General features: G+C 36.6%; 16 protein-coding genes. 5 read left to right on the forward strand and 11 right to left on the reverse strand.

The window, feature by feature from the left end; translation table 11 throughout:
* Positions 1-10 precede the first annotated feature (10 nt).
* On the forward strand, positions 11-571 hold the full coding sequence (locus JHT90_RS08210; protein WP_201090309.1) for a zf-TFIIB domain-containing protein: 561 nt from the start codon (positions 11-13) through the stop codon (positions 569-571).
* 68 nt (positions 572-639) lie between these two features.
* Here the strand turns inward: JHT90_RS08210 and pyrF are convergent, their stop codons facing one another.
* Positions 640-1,332 (reverse strand): orotidine-5'-phosphate decarboxylase, encoded by a 693-nt coding sequence (pyrF, locus tag JHT90_RS08215; protein WP_201090310.1) that lies wholly within the window; start codon positions 1,330-1,332, stop codon positions 640-642.
* Between the two features lie 162 nt (positions 1,333-1,494).
* Here pyrF and ypfJ point away from each other — a divergent pair, with 162 nt between their 5' ends.
* Positions 1,495-2,343, forward strand: coding sequence for a KPN_02809 family neutral zinc metallopeptidase (gene ypfJ, locus JHT90_RS08220; RefSeq protein ID WP_201090311.1), 849 nt, complete (start codon positions 1,495-1,497; stop codon positions 2,341-2,343).
* On the opposite strand, the gene JHT90_RS08225 is transcribed toward ypfJ, so the two are convergent.
* Positions 2,336-3,274: a CobW family GTP-binding protein gene (locus tag JHT90_RS08225; RefSeq protein WP_379971682.1), complete on the reverse strand. Its 939-nt coding sequence runs from the start codon at positions 3,272-3,274 to the stop codon at positions 2,336-2,338. The two genes, ypfJ and JHT90_RS08225, sit on opposite strands and share 8 nt — an antisense overlap.
* Positions 3,275-3,469: 195 nt before the next feature.
* On the opposite strand from JHT90_RS08225, the gene JHT90_RS08230 reads away from it, so the two are divergent.
* On the forward strand, positions 3,470-4,369 hold the full coding sequence (locus JHT90_RS08230) for a GNAT family N-acetyltransferase (protein ID WP_201095812.1): 900 nt from the start codon (positions 3,470-3,472) through the stop codon (positions 4,367-4,369).
* Positions 4,369-5,799 (forward strand): PIG-L deacetylase family protein, encoded by a 1,431-nt coding sequence (locus tag JHT90_RS08235; RefSeq protein WP_201090313.1) that lies wholly within the window; start codon positions 4,369-4,371, stop codon positions 5,797-5,799. The genes JHT90_RS08230 and JHT90_RS08235 overlap by 1 nt, the downstream gene beginning before the upstream one ends.
* Positions 5,800-5,849: 50 nt before the next feature.
* On the opposite strand, the gene JHT90_RS08240 is transcribed toward JHT90_RS08235, so the two are convergent.
* From JHT90_RS08240 to pstS, 8 genes are all read right to left on the reverse strand, one after another.
* Positions 5,850-7,325, reverse strand: coding sequence for an amino acid permease (locus tag JHT90_RS08240; protein ID WP_236254111.1), 1,476 nt, complete (start codon positions 7,323-7,325; stop codon positions 5,850-5,852).
* A 216-nt stretch (positions 7,326-7,541) separates the two neighbouring features.
* On the reverse strand, positions 7,542-8,855 hold the full coding sequence (gene phoR, locus JHT90_RS08245; RefSeq protein WP_201090315.1) for a phosphate regulon sensor histidine kinase PhoR: 1,314 nt from the start codon (positions 8,853-8,855) through the stop codon (positions 7,542-7,544).
* A complete protein-coding gene (gene phoB / locus JHT90_RS08250; protein ID WP_330892969.1) occupies positions 8,855-9,553 on the reverse strand; it encodes a phosphate regulon transcriptional regulator PhoB in 699 nt (232 codons plus the stop codon). The genes phoR and phoB overlap by 1 nt, the downstream gene beginning before the upstream one ends.
* Positions 9,554-9,555: 2 nt before the next feature.
* Complete coding sequence (phoU, locus tag JHT90_RS08255) at positions 9,556-10,269, reverse strand: phosphate signaling complex protein PhoU (protein WP_236253891.1); 714 nt, start codon at positions 10,267-10,269, stop codon at positions 9,556-9,558.
* 13 nt (positions 10,270-10,282) lie between these two features.
* Entirely contained in the window at positions 10,283-11,065 is a 783-nt protein-coding gene (pstB, locus tag JHT90_RS08260) for a phosphate ABC transporter ATP-binding protein PstB (protein ID WP_201090316.1), read from the reverse strand.
* A gap of 6 nt (positions 11,066-11,071) precedes the next feature.
* Positions 11,072-11,932, reverse strand: coding sequence for a phosphate ABC transporter permease PstA (gene pstA / locus JHT90_RS08265; RefSeq protein ID WP_201090317.1), 861 nt, complete (start codon positions 11,930-11,932; stop codon positions 11,072-11,074).
* Complete coding sequence (gene pstC, locus JHT90_RS08270; RefSeq protein ID WP_201090318.1) at positions 11,929-12,885, reverse strand: phosphate ABC transporter permease PstC; 957 nt, start codon at positions 12,883-12,885, stop codon at positions 11,929-11,931. The genes pstA and pstC overlap by 4 nt, the downstream gene beginning before the upstream one ends.
* A 29-nt stretch (positions 12,886-12,914) precedes the next feature.
* The gene (pstS, locus tag JHT90_RS08275) at positions 12,915-13,949 is read right to left on the reverse strand and encodes a phosphate ABC transporter substrate-binding protein PstS (RefSeq protein ID WP_201090319.1); all 1,035 of its coding nucleotides are present in this window, start codon (positions 13,947-13,949) and stop codon (positions 12,915-12,917) included.
* 386 nt (positions 13,950-14,335) lie between these two features.
* Here pstS and JHT90_RS08280 point away from each other — a divergent pair, with 386 nt between their 5' ends.
* Positions 14,336-15,031 carry a hypothetical protein gene (locus JHT90_RS08280; RefSeq protein ID WP_236253893.1) on the forward strand — a complete coding sequence of 232 codons (696 nt, stop codon included), beginning with the start codon at positions 14,336-14,338 and terminating at the stop codon, positions 15,029-15,031.
* A gap of 23 nt (positions 15,032-15,054) precedes the next feature.
* Here the strand turns inward: JHT90_RS08280 and JHT90_RS08285 are convergent, their stop codons facing one another.
* Complete coding sequence (locus JHT90_RS08285) at positions 15,055-16,632, reverse strand: EAL domain-containing protein (RefSeq protein ID WP_201090320.1); 1,578 nt, start codon at positions 16,630-16,632, stop codon at positions 15,055-15,057.
* Between the last annotated feature and the right edge of the window lie 66 nt (positions 16,633-16,698).

A 16,698-nucleotide genomic window follows, 5' to 3' on the forward strand; every position in this document is an offset into this window, starting at 1 on the left:
GAGTTTTTGTATGAAGTGTCCAAGCTGTCAACAAGGTGAATTAAAATACTCACAACTTGAAGAATCTCTACCTTGCCAAACCTGTAATCATTGTGCAGGCAATTGGTTATTACTGATCGACTATTTAAGTTGGCAAAGCGTTACTAAATTTGCACCAACTCCCGAAGAAATTAATACAAATACAACCATTGAAGTAGATGAAACACGTAGAGCATTACTTTGCCCTGTCTCTGGCAAACTAATGACTAAATTCCGTATTTCTAGTAAAACCACTCACAAAATTGATTTAAGTACTACAGTTAATGGTATTTGGTTAGATAAAGGGGAATGGGAACTGTTAAAACAACAAGGCCTATCCCATAAACTAAATAGTATTTTTACAGAACCTTATCAAAAGAGTATACGAGAGGAATTAGCTTCTAAATCCTTTGCAGAGCATTATCAACAACAATTTGGTGAAGAAACTTACCAAAAACTAAAGACGTTCCGCGCATGGTTGGATAAACAAGATAAACGTGCTGCTTTACTTGCCTATTTGATAGCGGAAGACCCTTATTCAGCCAATCGCTAAACCTATATTAATAATCTTAAGACTAGAGCCTAAATTAAATAGGCTCTATATAAAGAAAAGAATAAAAATTACTGTAAGCTTATTAAAATATCTTCTAATGCTTGGGGAGGGTTAACTGCTTTGGTAATAGGGCGACCAATTACCAAATAATCTGAACCGTCTAGCATAGCCTGTGCAGGGGTTACAATACGTTGCTGGTCATGTTTACTTGCCCCAACAGGTCTAATGCCTGGCGTTACCAATTTTAATTGAGGGAAGTTTAGCTTTAATGCCCTTGCCTCTTGTGCAGAGCTTACTAAACCATCTAATCTCGCTTCTGCTGCTAATTGTGCTAAGCTTAATACTTGTTGCTCTGGTGTTTTGGTAATACTTAGTTGCTGTAAATCCTCAAGCCCTAAACTTGTTAACACAGTAACACCTATTAACAAGGTTTTACTGTTCATTTGATCTAATACATTACGACAAGCTTGCATCATGGCTAAGCCACCAACACAATGAATATCTACCATCCACACCCCCATAGAGGCAGCCACTTTAACAGCCATTGCAGTGGTATTAGGGATATCATGGAATTTTAAATCTAAAAATACTTCAAATCCTATTTTTTGTAATTCCTCAACAATTTTTGGGCCAGTAACTGTAAATAACTCTTTCCCTATCTTCACACGACATTTAGTGGGGTCTAATTGTTTAGCTAAATTAATAGCATCTTCAACAGTCGAAAAGTCTAAGGCAACAATAACAGGACTAGTACAAGACATGTAAAGGGATTCCTTTAAATAGATAGTTGAGATCAAGCTAAATGCTGTTTAACAAACCTTTTTTGAATACAGTAAAGAATTTGTTAGATTAAAAGCTAGTTGCATTTTATTAAATACCTTCATCATAATAAACCAATTTATTGGTTATTTTGAATATTTTATATGCGTTGGAAAAATCGTCGAGAAAGCGACAATATTGAAGATCGTCGCTCAGATCAATCTATGCCCATGGGTGGCTTTAGTCTACCTCGTGGTAAGCTAGGCATTGCCGTTATTGTTATTGTGTTTGTAGCAAGTTACTATGGTATAGATCTTACTCCTTTACTCACAGGCCAATCTTCTCCTGTAGCTACTCAACAGCAACCAGTAGATACAACCCGTGATAATGAAATGGCGCAATTTACCTCGGTAGTATTAGCCACCACAGAAGATACTTGGACTAACATTTTCCAACAGATGGGTAAACAATATACCGATCCTAAACTGGTGCTTTACCGTGGCGCGACACGTACAGGTTGTGGTGTCGGTCAATCTGTGATGGGCCCCTTCTATTGCCCAACTGATAGCACTGTCTATATTGACCTTTCTTTCTATGAAGAAATGAAAACTCGCTTTGGTGCAGGTGGTGATTTTGCCCAAGGTTATGTTATTGCTCACGAAGTTGGCCATCATGTACAGCACTTATTAGGTATCACCGATAAAATGCGTGCTATGCAACAAGGCCGCAGTGAAGTAGAACAAAATAAATTATCGGTTAAATTAGAATTACAAGCTGATTGTTTAGCAGGTGTATGGGGGCATTATATGGAAAATGAAAATATTCTAGACCCCAATGATCTACAAGAAGCCCTTAATGCAGCTATGGCTATTGGTGATGACAGATTACAAAAACAGGCTCAAGGCCGTGTAATTCCAGATAGTTTTACTCATGGCACATCAGAACAACGTTATACTTGGTTTAAAACAGGGTTTGATAGCGGTAAAGTAAGTAGTTGTAATACCTTTAACTGATAGTAGTTAATAAGCTATCTATCAATAACTGCCCTGTTTGTTTAGAGGTAAATATAAGTTCTATACGGCTATCCTTGCGCCATTCTGTTGCTTTCCAAGGAGCTGTATCTTCCGCAACAGCATTAACAGATAGCCAACCGTGATTAGTATGTACTACTAGCTTTGCCCGTAGCCATTGGTATTGTTTTAACCAATTATCTAATTTGAGCTTATCAAAACAATAATGTGGTTGAAACTGCCAACCAATAGACCATTCCTCTCGCTGCTCTTGCATATGGCAAACAATTCCCTCAGCCAATTGCTCTTTTTGCCCATTATCACCAGCAATACTATATATCTTTTGTGGTGCTAACAGCTCGACTAATGGCTGTTTAGGTAAATAAGATAAGGGTAAATAGCCTTGTGTTGTCCAATACAAATTACATTGTGGGAACTGTTTATTTATCGCTTGTTGTTGCTGTTTAGTAATATCTTCTGATTTATTAACGAGCAATAGCCCAGTGCTGTTATAGGGCTGAAAATCTGCTAATAACTGTTTAGCATCTACTACTTGTAGTAAGGGATGCAATGTTAAAACTGTGTTCCAAGGTTCGGCTTGTAATTGTTTTTGTACTTGTAGAGGATGGCCTAACCCCGATAACTCTATAAACAGCACATCTGGTTTAGCTTGTTTAAGTAATCGAGTTAATCCAACTTGAAAAGGTGCGCCCCCTGTACAACAAACACAGCCCCCTGCTATTTCGGTAATAGTGACTGCCTGCTCGCCCAATAAAGCCTTATCAACACCTATTTTGCCAAACTCATTAATTAATACAGCCCACTGCTCATCAACTGGTTTTTGTTTTAATAATTGTTGGATTAAGCTCGTTTTACCAGTACCTAAGGAGCCAACAATTAAATATGTTGTTATTTTATTCAGCAAACAAATCACCTTTCTCTATGCTTTAAACTAGTAAGATTAAAGCCTATTAATTAATATAGCTATTGCTCTATATTTTTATACGTCGTTGAATGACTTCGCCGTACTAGTTGTACTGTCTTCAGCCATTCGCCTCGTCTAAAATTACATAGAAACAGCTATATCATGTTAAAATAACTGCACAATTTATGAAAGGAAAAAGCAGTGTTGCTGAATAAGTTTCAATGGTTTCGCGAACGTGGTTGGCAAGAAATTGATGCTACTACTTATGAACAAATATGGCAAACCTATGGTGGTAGTGTAGCTACCCATCCTACTATTATTGATCGTCTATCTAAATTTGCCAATATCAAAGTACGTTATCTCGGTTGGCAACAAGAGGGGCAATTAGTAGGTGCTATTGCTTGTTGGGGTGATTCGCTGGCACTTTCTCGAGACCAATTAAAAAAGCATGGTAAGCGCGGTTTATTTGATCTGGGTAATGCGGAAATTATTTTACCGTTAGCCGACAACAGCCAAATTACTTTACGTCATAGGGCTCGTTATCTTTCTACCCTTAATCAAACACAAATAACTAACTGGCAAACACAGAAAGAACAGTTAGCTATAGCCCGCGCCTCTGAAGAATATTCTAAAAAATTTAGATATAACCAACGCCGTGAATTACGCTTATTAGAGGAAACAGGTGGTATTATAAAACCTATTTTAGATTTCTCTGCTGAACAGTTAGCCAACATCTATTGTGATCTATTTTTTAAGCGTTGGAATTTTCAAGTACCCAGTGCCGCCACACAAAAAGAAGTATTTACTTTATTGCGTGAGTTTATGGTAGGTTCAGTTATTTTGTTAGAAGATAATCCAATAGCCATACAGGTTTTATACCAAGTAGAATCACCTAAATGGCTGAGTATTGAGTATGTAAATGGTGGGGTGGATCCACAAGAAAGAGCTTTTAGCCCAGGCAGTGTATTAAGCTTTGTCAACTTACAGCAAGCTTGGCAGCAAGCCAATCAACTTAATAAGACATTACGCTATTCTTTTGGTAGAGCAGATAGAGAATATAAAGATCGTTGGTGTAATCGTACACCTGTAGGAATTATTAATTAATGAGTAGAAAACAGCAGCTATTAAAAAAACATCGACAAAAGAAACGTTTAATCCTAATAGGGTTTGCTATCTATTTACTGGCTTGGATTGTTGCTTGTTTTTTTGTACCACTTTTAGCCTGTTTTATACCTTTTATCATCATAGGTATTTGGGTTATCCATGAAGCATGGTTAGCTGATCATTTATTTTACTCACCAAAACAGGATTATATTTATAATTTTCCTGCTAATACCTTTACAATCCCTGCACATTTACAACAAGATAATTTACAGATCAATTTAGGTAATTTACCTGATAATTTTGATACCCTTATTTTAGCTGTTAATTTAAAAAGCTCTTTTATGGGTAATTTATTAGACCCACAAGTGATTATTAAAACCAATCAACTCACTGATCGCCAAGATTTTGAAAGAAGCGTACAAGGATTACGTTATATTAATTTATCAGGTCTAGCTGATGAATTACAGCAGGGCAATATTACAATTGCTACTAAGCACTGCCATATTAAAGGTGAATTAACACTTTATGGCTTTACTAACCCTGACTATAGCCAACAGCGTATCATGGTTATTGCACCCCATGCAGATGATGCTGAACTGTCTGCCTTTGGGCAATACAGTCAATGTCCAGAGGCCAGTATTATCACCCTCACCCAAGGTGAAATTGAAGCTGAACATTACCAACAAACCCTCAACCTAACCAAACAAGAAGCCGCCCAGCTTAAGGGACGTCTAAGAAGTTGGGATAGTATTGCCGTTCCTTTATGGGGAGGTATTAATCCTAGTAATAGTGTGCAATTGGGTTATTACTGTTTACAGTTAAAAGCTATGCACCAACAACCTGAACAACCTTTTGGTTCTAAAGAGTCAGGGGAAACAGATACGCGCCTAGTTCGCCTATTTAACACCTTACCCTTACCTAGTGATAACGATGGTCTAGCCACATGGCAAAATTTAAAAAATGATCTTACTTTCTTAATTGAACATTTTAAGCCTGAAGTTATTATTATGCCCCATCCGCAACTAGACCCTCATGAAGACCATGTTGAAGCTAGCTTATTGGTAGAAGAAGTATTACAAACAACCTCTTGGCAACCTACTACACAATTACTTTATGCTAATCATTTGCATGATAATGATCGTTGGCCAATGGGCCCTGCTTATCAAGGGATTGCTCTGCCACCTGCTGTAGACTCTCTACCCGCCTATGCACTATGGAGTCCTGTATTAAGTAAGCAAACACAGCTTAATAAAGCAATGGCATTAGCGATGGAACACGATTTACAGCCCCCTTTATCGATTAAAAGACGCTTACGTCGTTTAATTCAATTACTTATCACTGAGCGTGAGCATCCATCAGCAGGGGAAAACGAATTCTTCCGCAAAGCTGTACGCAGACATGAATTATTTTGGGTAAAACCTAGACAATAAAACAAAAAAGCACCTTAATTAAGGTGCTTTTTTATTAATCATACAAGTGATTACTTCTCATCTTCTTCTCTAAATTCTGGATACTTCATTTCTTCATAGCGAATAAATTTGGTTCTTTTGATAAATTTATAACTTAACCAAATGACAAAGAATAAGGGTAAACCAATATATGTAGAAATTACCCGTTTCCAATCTATATTATCTGCCCAAAATGCTTGGTAATCTTGCCCTATTACAATTATCATACAAATAATAAAAGCAAAAATAGGCCCAAATGGGAAAGAGCCTGCTTTATAGGGTAATTTTGATAAATCTAAGCCTTGTTTTACAAAGCCTTTTCTAAAACGATAATGGCTGATAGCTATACCTAACCAAGCAATAAAACCCGTCATCCCTGAAATGCTTAACAACCAACCGTATACTTCTTGGCTTTGAAACATTGAGGTTAAAAAGCACAGCATGGCAATTAAGGTGGTAGCTAATAGCGCATTACGTGGTACACCATTACTTGATAAACGAGCAAAAATTGCAGGTGCTTTTCTATCCCGTGCTAATGCATAAAGCATCCGTGAAGAAGCGTACATACCAGAGTTACCAGCAGATAATACTGCGGTTAAAATAACCGCATTCATTACTGTAGCAGCGGATAATAAACCTGCATGTTGGAATACTAAGGTAAATGGGCTTACTGCAATATCTGACTCTGCATTACTTAATAAGCGTGGGTCTGTATAGGGAATTAAAAAGCTAATAATAAAAATAGCAAATACATAGAATAATAAGATACGCCAGAAGATACGACGAATCGCAATCGGAATATTTTTACCTGGATTTTCTGACTCACCTGCTGCAATACCTACTAACTCAGTTCCTTGAAACGAGAAGCCAACAATCATGGCTACCCCTATCATTGCGGAGAACCCTCCTACAAAGGGAGCGTCACCCATTGTCCAGTTTTTCCAGCCACCTGTTTCACCACCTTGCATAATGCCTAAGATCATTAATAACCCTAGTACAATAAACACAACGACAGTGACTACTTTAATTAATGAAAACCAGAATTCAGCCTCCCCAAAGCCTTTTACGGAGATATAGTTAAGCCAAAACATAATCAGCAGGAAGATAGCACTCCACTTCCACCCTGCTACATCAGGTAGCCAGTAGGCCATGACTAATTGCAGCGAGACAAGGTCAACCGCAATGGTGACTGCCCAGTTATACCAATAGTTAAGCCCCATCGCAAAACCAAAACCTTCATCTACATATTCTGCACTATAAGTTGCAAATGAACCGGGGGTTGGCATAAAAGCAGCTAACTCTGCCAAACTGGTCATAATAAAATAGACCATCATACCTACCACAATATATGATAATAACGCACCGCCTGGCCCTGCTTGAGCAATGGTTTTACCTGAAGCAACAAAAAGCCCTGTACCTATAGAGCCACCAATGGCTATCATAGAGAGATGACGTGCTTTTAATGTTCGTTTTAATGAGGTTTTATTATTGGTTGCTGCCTGAGTCATCATTAACCTTATTAATTTTAAAAATAGCGCGAATTTTAACAAATTATCTTAAAAATAGCTTAAAAGATTTCAAAATTTAAAAAGGTGTTTTCTAATAACAATGACTTAATGAATTACGATGGCAATAAATACTATTGACGCTAGAAAATTGTTGATCATCAGGTACTTATGCCATGATCTTGGGGCAAGATAAGTTATTTAGAAATTATTGCTATTTTATATTTCTGATGGCTTAATTCTATTAACTGGGAAAATTAAGCTAAAAGTAGAACCTTTACCTTCTATACTTTTAATACCCAAGCGTCCACCATGTCGCAATACGATGTGTTTTACAATGGATAAACCTAAACCTGTACCACCCGTTTCACGGGAACGGCTTTTATCCACACGATAAAAACGTTGGGTTAAATGTTTAATATGTTGTGCAGGGATTCCTTGACCTGAATCTTTAACCTGAAACACTGCTTCACCATCAATCAGTTTAAAGCTAATATCTATATCACCGCCTTGTTTGGTATAACGTACTGCATTAATGGCAATATTAGCAACGGCACTTATTAATTCAGATTCCACACCTGCAATAGCAACATTATCAAAACAATTAACGGTAATTTTATGTTGCCCTGCTGATAATTCCTGTATGGTATTTTCTGTATGTTCTAAAATACTTTTTACAGCAACCCATTGATCCATAGGGGGTGGTGGGCTGTCTTCTAAACGGGCTAATGTTAATAAATCATTTACCAGTGACTGCATACGGTCACCTTGTTGTTGCATTAAATCTAAATAGTGTTTACGCTCAGCCTCGTCTAATGGCAAATTCTGTATAGTCTCAATAAAACCACTGAGTACGGTTAAGGGCGTTCTAATCTCATGTGACACATCCGCCACAAAGTTACGACGCATTCTTTCAACACGCTCCAATTGGGTAATATCATTGGTTAGCAACAATAAGCGTCCTTCATCATAGGGATGTAATTGGATTAGTAGTTTTTGCTCCTCATCATTTCCTAATGCTAGCTTCAACGGTTTTTGATAGTCCTTATTTTCTAAATAAGCGATAAAATTAGGATCTCTTACTAAATTAGTGATATGTTGTTGTAAGTCTAACTCAGCATCTAAGCTAAAATGTTGTGCGGCTGTGGCATTACACCATTCAATTTTATAATCTTCATCAAGCAATAGCACACCATTGGGTGAAACCTGTATCGCCCCTAATAGCTTGTTTAATTGATCTGTACTATTTTGATTCTCTTGATCACGTTGTTTTAATAAACGCTCAACATAATCAGCTATTTCTTTACTGTAACCAACAAATTGGTATTGGTCTTTATTTTTAGCCCCTTGTTTTAACCAACTGATCAACAGATTAAATTGTTTTTTATTAAACCATAACCAACCAATAACAAATACAAAGATGCCCACCACAACAAGAATTGGGTTTGCCAAGCGCGCGCCCAAATAGACATCAATAAATACCGCTATAACAATATAGATTAGTAACCAAAACAGTGGCTTATAAAAACTCATTATTCACTCTCAGTTTTAGGTGCATTAAAACGATAGCCTGCCCCTCTTACTGTTTCTATTAAATGATCAGCTTGAACAATGGCTAATCCTTCACGTAACCGTTTAATATGGACATCAACCGTACGCTCTTCGATAAATACATGTTGCCCCCATACTTTATCTAATAATTGGCTGCGGCTATGTACTCTATTAGGATAATGCATTAAATAGTTTAATAACTTAAATTCTGTAGGGCCTAATTTTACTTCTTCCCCTTTATAGACAATTTGCCATAATTCGGGATCTATGGTTAACCCCGCTAATGATACACGTTCAGCACTTGCTTCTGGTAATTTACGACGCAGTAATGCGCGCACTCTCGCCAGTAACTCTTGGGTTGAAAAAGGTTTGACTACATAGTCATCTGCACCAGCATCTAACCCTTGTACTTTATCTAATTCTTCACTACGGGCTGTGAGCATGATAATAGGTATTTGCTTAGTTCGCTCATTGCTGCGCCAGCGTCTTGCTAAAGATACACCGCTTTGCCCTGGTAACATCCAATCGAGCAATACTAAATCGGGTAATATACTATCTACTTCTTGTTGTGCTTTATCCGCATCATCAACAATGACACAATCAAAGCCTGCATGTTTTAAATTAATAGCTAATAATTCCGCAATGGCAGGTTCATCTTCAACGACTAAAATACGTGCCATAATTAACCCTCTGAATTTTGAGTAAGAGATTCAATTTCTTCCATGGCCACATGTCTAACATCTTCGCCTTTAACGATATAGATAATGAGTTCCGCTATATTTTTAGCATGATCGCCAATACGCTCAAGAGCCTTAGCAATAAACAACAAATCAAGGCTTGGCGTGATCATGCGGGGATCTTCCATCATATAAGTGATTAGTTTACGGATAAAACCACCAAACTCCACATCAATTTCATTATCACTACGCATAATATAGAGGGCTGCTTTAATATCTAGCCGAGCAAATGCATCTAATGACTTATGTAATAAATCTAATGCAAGATTAGCCATAAAACGTAATTCTGCACCCATTAGGTTTCTAGAAATACCATGTTCAATAATTGACTTGACCATACGGGCTATTTTGGTAGCTTCATCGCCCGCCCTTTCTAAATTATTGGTGGTTTTAGAAATAGCCATTAATAGCCGTAAATCTCGTGCAGTTGGCTGACGACGTGCAATCATTGACACTAGGTTTTTATCAATTTCCACTTCCATTGAGTTTACTTTATGTTCAAGCTCAATGACTTTATCAGATACTTCAATATCAAAACTGGTTAATGCAGTAATGGCTAAAGTCATTTGTGACTCAACTAACCCACCTAACTCCATAATCTGGGTAGAGATGCTATTTAATTCAGCATCAAATTGGGTTGAAAGATGTTTATTAGTCATAATCTAGTTCCTATTAACCAAAACGGCCCGTAATATAATCTTCAGTTTCTTGACGTTGCGGTTTTAAAAATAATTGTTCTGTTTCGCCCACCTCAACTAACTCCCCCAAATACATATAAGCAGTATAGTCTGAACAGCGTGCTGCCTGCTGCATATTATGAGTTACAATCGCTACAGTATAATCTTGTTTTAACTCATGAATAAGCTCTTCAATTTTACCTGTGGAAATAGGGTCTAGGGCTGAACAAGGCTCATCCAGTAATAACACTTCTGGCTTAATCGCAATACCTCTGGCAATACATAAGCGTTGTTGCTGACCACCTGATAAGCTAGCGCCATTTTGATGAAGTTTATCTTTTACCTCATTCCATAAGGCTGCTTTATTTAAAGCCCACTCAACCCGATCATCCATTTCCGCATTAGAGAGCTTTTCAAATAGTTTTACCCCAAAAGCAATATTATTATAAATAGACATAGGGAAAGGCGTAGGTTTTTGAAATACCATACCAATCCTCGCCCTAATTAAGGCAACATCTTCTTTACTGGTTAACAGATTTTCGCCATCAATTAAAATTTCGCCTTCCGCCCGTTGCTCCGGGTATAACTCAAACATGCGATTAAGGGTGCGCAATAAAGTTGATTTACCACAGCCTGAGGGACCAATAAAGGCGGTAACTTTTTTCTCAGGAATATCTAAATTAATGCCTTTTAATGCATGAAACTTACCATAGTAAAAATTTAAATCACGAATTGCTAATTTCGTTTTAATTGTTTCATTGTGTGGTTTGATGACCATCAGTAATTAACCTTTCTTCTTAAATAAAATACGCGCTGTCACATTGAGAATCAATATACCAAAGGTAATAATAAAGACACCTGCCCAAGCTAGTTTTTGCCAGTTTTCGAATGGGCTCATCGCAAACTTAAAGATAGTCACAGGTAAGCTCGCCATTGGCTGCGATAAGTCGCTAGTCCAGAATTGGTTAGATAATGCAGTAAATAATAACGGTGCTGTTTCACCTGCAATACGGGCAATAGCTAACAATATACCAGTAATAATTCCTGCGCTAGCTGCTCTAATGGTTACCATTAACACTACTTTCCATTTGGGCGCTCCGAGTGCATAGGCAGCCTCACGCAATGAGTTAGGAATAAGTGCTAACATATTTTCCGTGGTTCTTACTACCACAGGCACAACAATCAATGCCAATGCCACAACACCAGCCCAGCCTGAAAATCCTTTAAAAGGTAAAACAATTAAAGAATAAACAAAAAGACCAATAATAATGGAGGGGGCTGATAATAAAATATCATTAATAAAACGGGTTACACTGGCAATAATGCCTTTGCCACCGTATTCACATAAATAAACCCCAGTCATAATACCAATCGGCGTACCTATTAAGGTAGCCATCAATACCATTAGGAATGAACCCCATATGGCATTAGCTAAACCACCTGTATCTGCATTCGGTGGCGGCGTCATTTCACTAAATACCGCTAAATTGATACCACCAATACCTAAATAGATGGTTTCAAATAATATCCACGCTAGCCAAAATAACCCAAATAGCATAGCCATCAGTGATAGGGCTAAGGCTATATGATTTTTTAACTTACGACGATTATGTTGTTTAACTTTTTGAGGGCTAAAATAACTCATGCGCGCCCTCCTTCATTTTTTTGTAATTTCATTAAAAATAACTTTGAACAAGAAAGCACCAAGAAAGTAATAAAGAATAAAATTAAACCTAGATAAATTAATGAAGCTTGATGTAAACCGGGGCTTGCTTCAGCAAACTCATTAGCCAATACCGAAGTGATACTATTAGCTGCTTCAAATAAAGATACTGATTCCAATTGGTTCATATTACCAATCATAAAGGTAACTGCCATGGTTTCTCCCAAAGCTCTACCTAAACCAAGCATAATCCCACCAATTACCCCTGCCTTGGTGTAAGGAAATACCACATTTCTGATGACTTCCCATGTGGTTGCTCCTAGACCATAGGCTGATTCTTTTAATAAAGGAGGTGTTACTTCAAATACATCACGCATTACTGATGCAATAAAAGGGATAATCATAATGGCAAGAATAATGCCTGCAGAGAAAATACCTATTCCCACAGGATAGCCCGATACTAGAACATTTAAATAAGGTACATTACCTAGTAGACTTTGTAACGGTGTTTGCACATATTCAGCTAATAGAGGCCCAAATACTAATAATCCCCACATACCATACACAATGGAGGGAATAGCCGCTAATAGTTCAATTGCTGTACCCAAGGGTTGTTTTAACCAATTAGGTGCTAATTCGGTAAGAAATACAGCGATACCAAAACTAACTGGAATAGCAATAAGTAATGCGATAAGCGAAGTGGCCACTGTACCATAAATCATTACCAGTGCCCCATACTTGTCTTGTACAGGGTCCCACTCATTACTCCAAATAAAACTTAAACCAAATTCTTTAAACGCAGGTATGGCACCTATAATTAAGGAAATAATAATACCTGCTAGCATTACCAAGGTTAAAATAGCAGCACCACGGAACAGCCCTGCAAAAATAGCATCCCCATAACGGGAATGCTTGCGACTAGGAGAAGATTGCATATTTTATATAATAATCCTTAGTAACCTGACTACTTATAATTAATAACTGTACCATTAGTATCTACTATTTTAGACCAACTATTACGAATAGTTTTCTTTACTGTCTCAGGAAAAGCCACATAATCTAACTCAGCAGAAGCAGCATCACCTTTTTCTAATGCCCAGTTAAAGAATTTTAAAGCAGCGGCTGTTTGTGCAGGTTTATTAGTTTGTTGATAAAGAATGATATAGGTCGCTGTAGATAAAGGCCATGCTTGTTCGCCTGCGGCATTAGTCATATCTTGCGCAAAGGTTTTTTCCCAATCAATGCCTTCCGCAGCAGCTTTGAATGCTTCATCGCTTGGTACTACAAAATTACCTGATGAGTTTTTTAAGGCCACATAAGCCATTTTATTTTGTTTAGCGTAAGCGTATTCCACATAACCAATTGAGTTAGCCAAACGCATAACAAAGGCAGATACGCCCTCATTACCTTTACCACCTACACCCACTGGCCATTTCACCGCTGCGCCTACACCCACTTGATCTTTCCAATCAGCACTAACTTTTGCTAGGTAAGAAGTAAATACGAAACTAGTACCTGAACCATCTGCACGACGTACTACAGTAATTTTAGCATTAGGTAAATTAACTTGTGGATTTAATTTTTTAATGGCCTCATCATTCCATTGGGTAATTTTGCCTAAATAAATATCAGCTAAAACTTCACCTGTTAGTTTTAACTGGCCTTCTTTAATGCCTTTAACATTAATTACAGGTACCACGCCACCAATTACTGTAGGAAATTGCATTAAACCATCTTTAGCCAAATCTTGATCACTTAAGGGAGCATCAGAAGCACCGAAATCCACTGTTTTCGCTACTATTTGTTTTACACCAGCACTTGAACCTATGGATTGATAATTAACGCGATTACCTGTTTCTTTATAATAACTATCAGCCCATTTGGCATAAACGGGAGCAGGAAAAGAAGCGCCTGCCCCTGTAATATCTTGTGCAGTTACTGGTAAAGCAACCAATAAAGAAGCTAAACCAACTGTTTTTAAGATCGATGTTAAGCGCATAATACTCACCTTTATTATTAAGTTGAGCATATCATGGCAAAGTTTTATGACAGTTTTATGACACTGGTGTAAAAATTAATTAGTGGCTTTAAATAAATTGATCGTATCAGTATCAACAGCTAACTAATATGCTTCTAAACCAAACTAAAATACCACTAGTTAGTTTTTTGCAGATTCAGTGTTGTATATCGTAACTTTTTTCCAATTCAACATTACCTATATCTATTTGTTTTAATTTGTTATTGATTTATATAACACTTTTACTATTAAAGACTTTAAAAAAAGACTCAGCACTTTATAATACATAAGAAATCATAGGGAATAATACAAAACAGCTAATGTATTTTTTTAAAAAACTTATTCAATATCCTTTTATAGTAATTTGTTTGCTCGTTTTAACCGCCTGTCAAACTAATTTCAGTGACGCTGATCTTGATCGTCAAGAAATCGTTACCAATCAAAGTAATGTTACTGCTAGTGAATTATTACAAACAGATGCTAACCGTGTTACCACGATTGCCATGCGTAATAATTTACATGGACTTTATGTTTTATTAGAAAAATTTTATAAACGTAATCCTAGAGAATGGCGAAAAACGGCTAATTCTTTAGAAGAAGCTAGAAAAATGGTATTTGATGCCATTGAACACGATAAATTTCTGCCTGGTTTAGAAAATAAAACAAGTATTGATGCACTCTATGTCGCCTTAGACCCCAATTATACAGGCGATAGAGCTGCAGCTTTAATTTATGGTTTAGCCACCATGATTATCGTTGCCCATGGCGACCATACAAAGTTTTATCTAGCTGATGTGGTTGATGCAGAACATATTTTTAATGCCGCCCGTAATGTGGAAATTGCCCAATGGATGTTAAAGCAACGTCAAAGTTCTGATGGTAAGCCATTACTGATTTCTAATGAAATGTCGGATAATGGTTATAATTTGAGCTTTGCTATTGAGCTGGCCAAAATAACTGCTCGCTTAGATTTAGTTTCAGCGATGTTAGATGAACGTTATCGACGTGTTGGCACCAATTATGTACATAACTTATTATTCTTAACCTTTTTACCTGTGCAATAATTTTACTGTTTATAAGTGATAAGCTACTCACTAAACATTGAAAATTGTTGGTATGGCAAAGGAGCGTTATAGGGTTTCAGTATAGACTTAATAGTATATTCTATAGGGGAAGGTCTGCTAAACAAGAAACCCTGAATATATTCTACGCCCTGATTACTCAAATAATGCAATTGGTCTATTGTTTCCACTCCTTCTGCCACAATTTTCATTTCCATATTTTTGGCTAAGCCAATAATAGTATCCAATAAATAATTAGCTGTATTTTTCTTATAAATAGTGGATACAAACATTCTATCAATTTTTAAATTATCAATTTTATACTTCTGCAAATAACCCAAATTTGAATAGCCTGTGCCAAAATCATCTATGGAAATAGAAACACCAATTTCATGAAATTTATGTATTAATTTATCTAGTTTGTCCGATGATTTAACAAATTGACCCTCTGTTAACTCTAACACTAATTTGATTGTATCAGCTGGAAATCTTGCCAGAAATTGTTGGCAGTCAGCTATTAACTCAGGGTCATCAAGGTGAGAGGCATGGATATTAAAACTAACATGAAAGGGTTTAGGAAGAGAAAAAATATAGGGGGTTAACTCAGTTGCCACCCTATCCATAAGTCCTTTTGTCATAGGAATAATCAGTTTACTACGCTCAGCTAAACTAATAAATTTATTGGGTCTGATTAGACCATGTTTTGGATGGCGCCATCTTGTTAATACTTCAAGACCATGCCACTTAAAGTCCGCTGTAGAAACAATCAATTGGTAATAAGGAACCAGCTCATTCTCTACAATAGCCCTTTTAAACTCGCGCTTAGCTGCTGTCATTGCTATATAAATAAATGTTACTATTCCTAATAGCAACAATAGAATGGTTAATATAATAAAGGATAAAATTGTTTGATAACCGCTTTTAATAGCATCTGAATTAACCAATATTTTAAAGGGGTATTTATTAGAACTAAAATCTGACCATCCTTTCCTTGTGAAACCTTCATACTCCAATACTGTATTGTCTGTGTCTATTAACTTATTATTAATAATAATAAAACTTTCCCTTTCAAATTCAGTTGTGTGTAAGATATCTGCTATGACTTTACCATGAATTCCTACAAAAACGCCCCAATCACCCTCTTTAACACTATAACTAATAATAGGCGTTTCTGGTGTTAAGTGGTTAGATTCAAATAAATTAAGTGGCTCTTCTATGTAACGTTTTACATTAACATAGCTTCTTTGATTTAAGTCGTAGATAGATGAACAATAAATAACGCCATTGCGCGTTAATGTTACAGATCTAATTATATTACTGGTAGCAACTAACTTTTTAAAAGTATACTCCTCTGCCTTACATGGAGTATCTTTCATTATCATAGCATTATGTGCAATTTCATTAGCTTCATCAAAAACATTATTTAGCTTATCAATCACTAGCTGAGATTCAGACCTAATTTGTTTTTTGTAATTATCATTAATACGATAATAGTTATAAAACTCAGCTAATAACACCACTAACAAGAATACTAATAAGGCAATAACAGCCAGCGCAGTATTAGAATAACGGGCTTTGAGTAAAAAACGATGCAAAACACGCATAAATTAAGCTAACTTTATTAAAGCAGTTTTTATAGTAATAATCTTTATACGCATTTTTTATACCCC

The organism is Entomomonas asaccharolytica (assembly GCF_016653615.1).
GTDB lineage: Bacteria > Pseudomonadota > Gammaproteobacteria > Pseudomonadales > Pseudomonadaceae > Entomomonas > Entomomonas asaccharolytica.

Excerpts from the sequence above, each read along its gene's own strand:
- JHT90_RS08210 (WP_201090309.1), top strand. The coding sequence starts at position 11 with ATGAAGTGTCCAAGCTGTCAACAAGGTGAATTAAAATACTCACAACTT.
- pyrF (WP_201090310.1), bottom strand. The coding sequence starts at position 1,332 with ATGTCTTGTACTAGTCCTGTTATTGTTGCCTTAGACTTTTCGACTGTT.
- ypfJ (WP_201090311.1), top strand. The coding sequence starts at position 1,495 with ATGCGTTGGAAAAATCGTCGAGAAAGCGACAATATTGAAGATCGTCGC.
- JHT90_RS08235 (WP_201090313.1), top strand. The coding sequence starts at position 4,369 with ATGAGTAGAAAACAGCAGCTATTAAAAAAACATCGACAAAAGAAACGT.
- JHT90_RS08240 (WP_236254111.1), bottom strand. The coding sequence starts at position 7,325 with ATGACTCAGGCAGCAACCAATAATAAAACCTCATTAAAACGAACATTA.
- phoR (WP_201090315.1), bottom strand. The coding sequence starts at position 8,855 with ATGAGTTTTTATAAGCCACTGTTTTGGTTACTAATCTATATTGTTATA.
- phoB (WP_330892969.1), bottom strand. The coding sequence starts at position 9,553 with ATGGCACGTATTTTAGTCGTTGAAGATGAACCTGCCATTGCGGAATTA.
- phoU (WP_236253891.1), bottom strand. The coding sequence starts at position 10,269 with ATGACTAATAAACATCTTTCAACCCAATTTGATGCTGAATTAAATAGC.
- pstB (WP_201090316.1), bottom strand. The coding sequence starts at position 11,065 with ATGGTCATCAAACCACACAATGAAACAATTAAAACGAAATTAGCAATT.
- pstA (WP_201090317.1), bottom strand. The coding sequence starts at position 11,932 with ATGAGTTATTTTAGCCCTCAAAAAGTTAAACAACATAATCGTCGTAAG.
- pstC (WP_201090318.1), bottom strand. The coding sequence starts at position 12,885 with ATGCAATCTTCTCCTAGTCGCAAGCATTCCCGTTATGGGGATGCTATT.
- pstS (WP_201090319.1), bottom strand. The coding sequence starts at position 13,949 with ATGCGCTTAACATCGATCTTAAAAACAGTTGGTTTAGCTTCTTTATTG.
- JHT90_RS08285 (WP_201090320.1), bottom strand. The coding sequence starts at position 16,632 with ATGCGTGTTTTGCATCGTTTTTTACTCAAAGCCCGTTATTCTAATACT.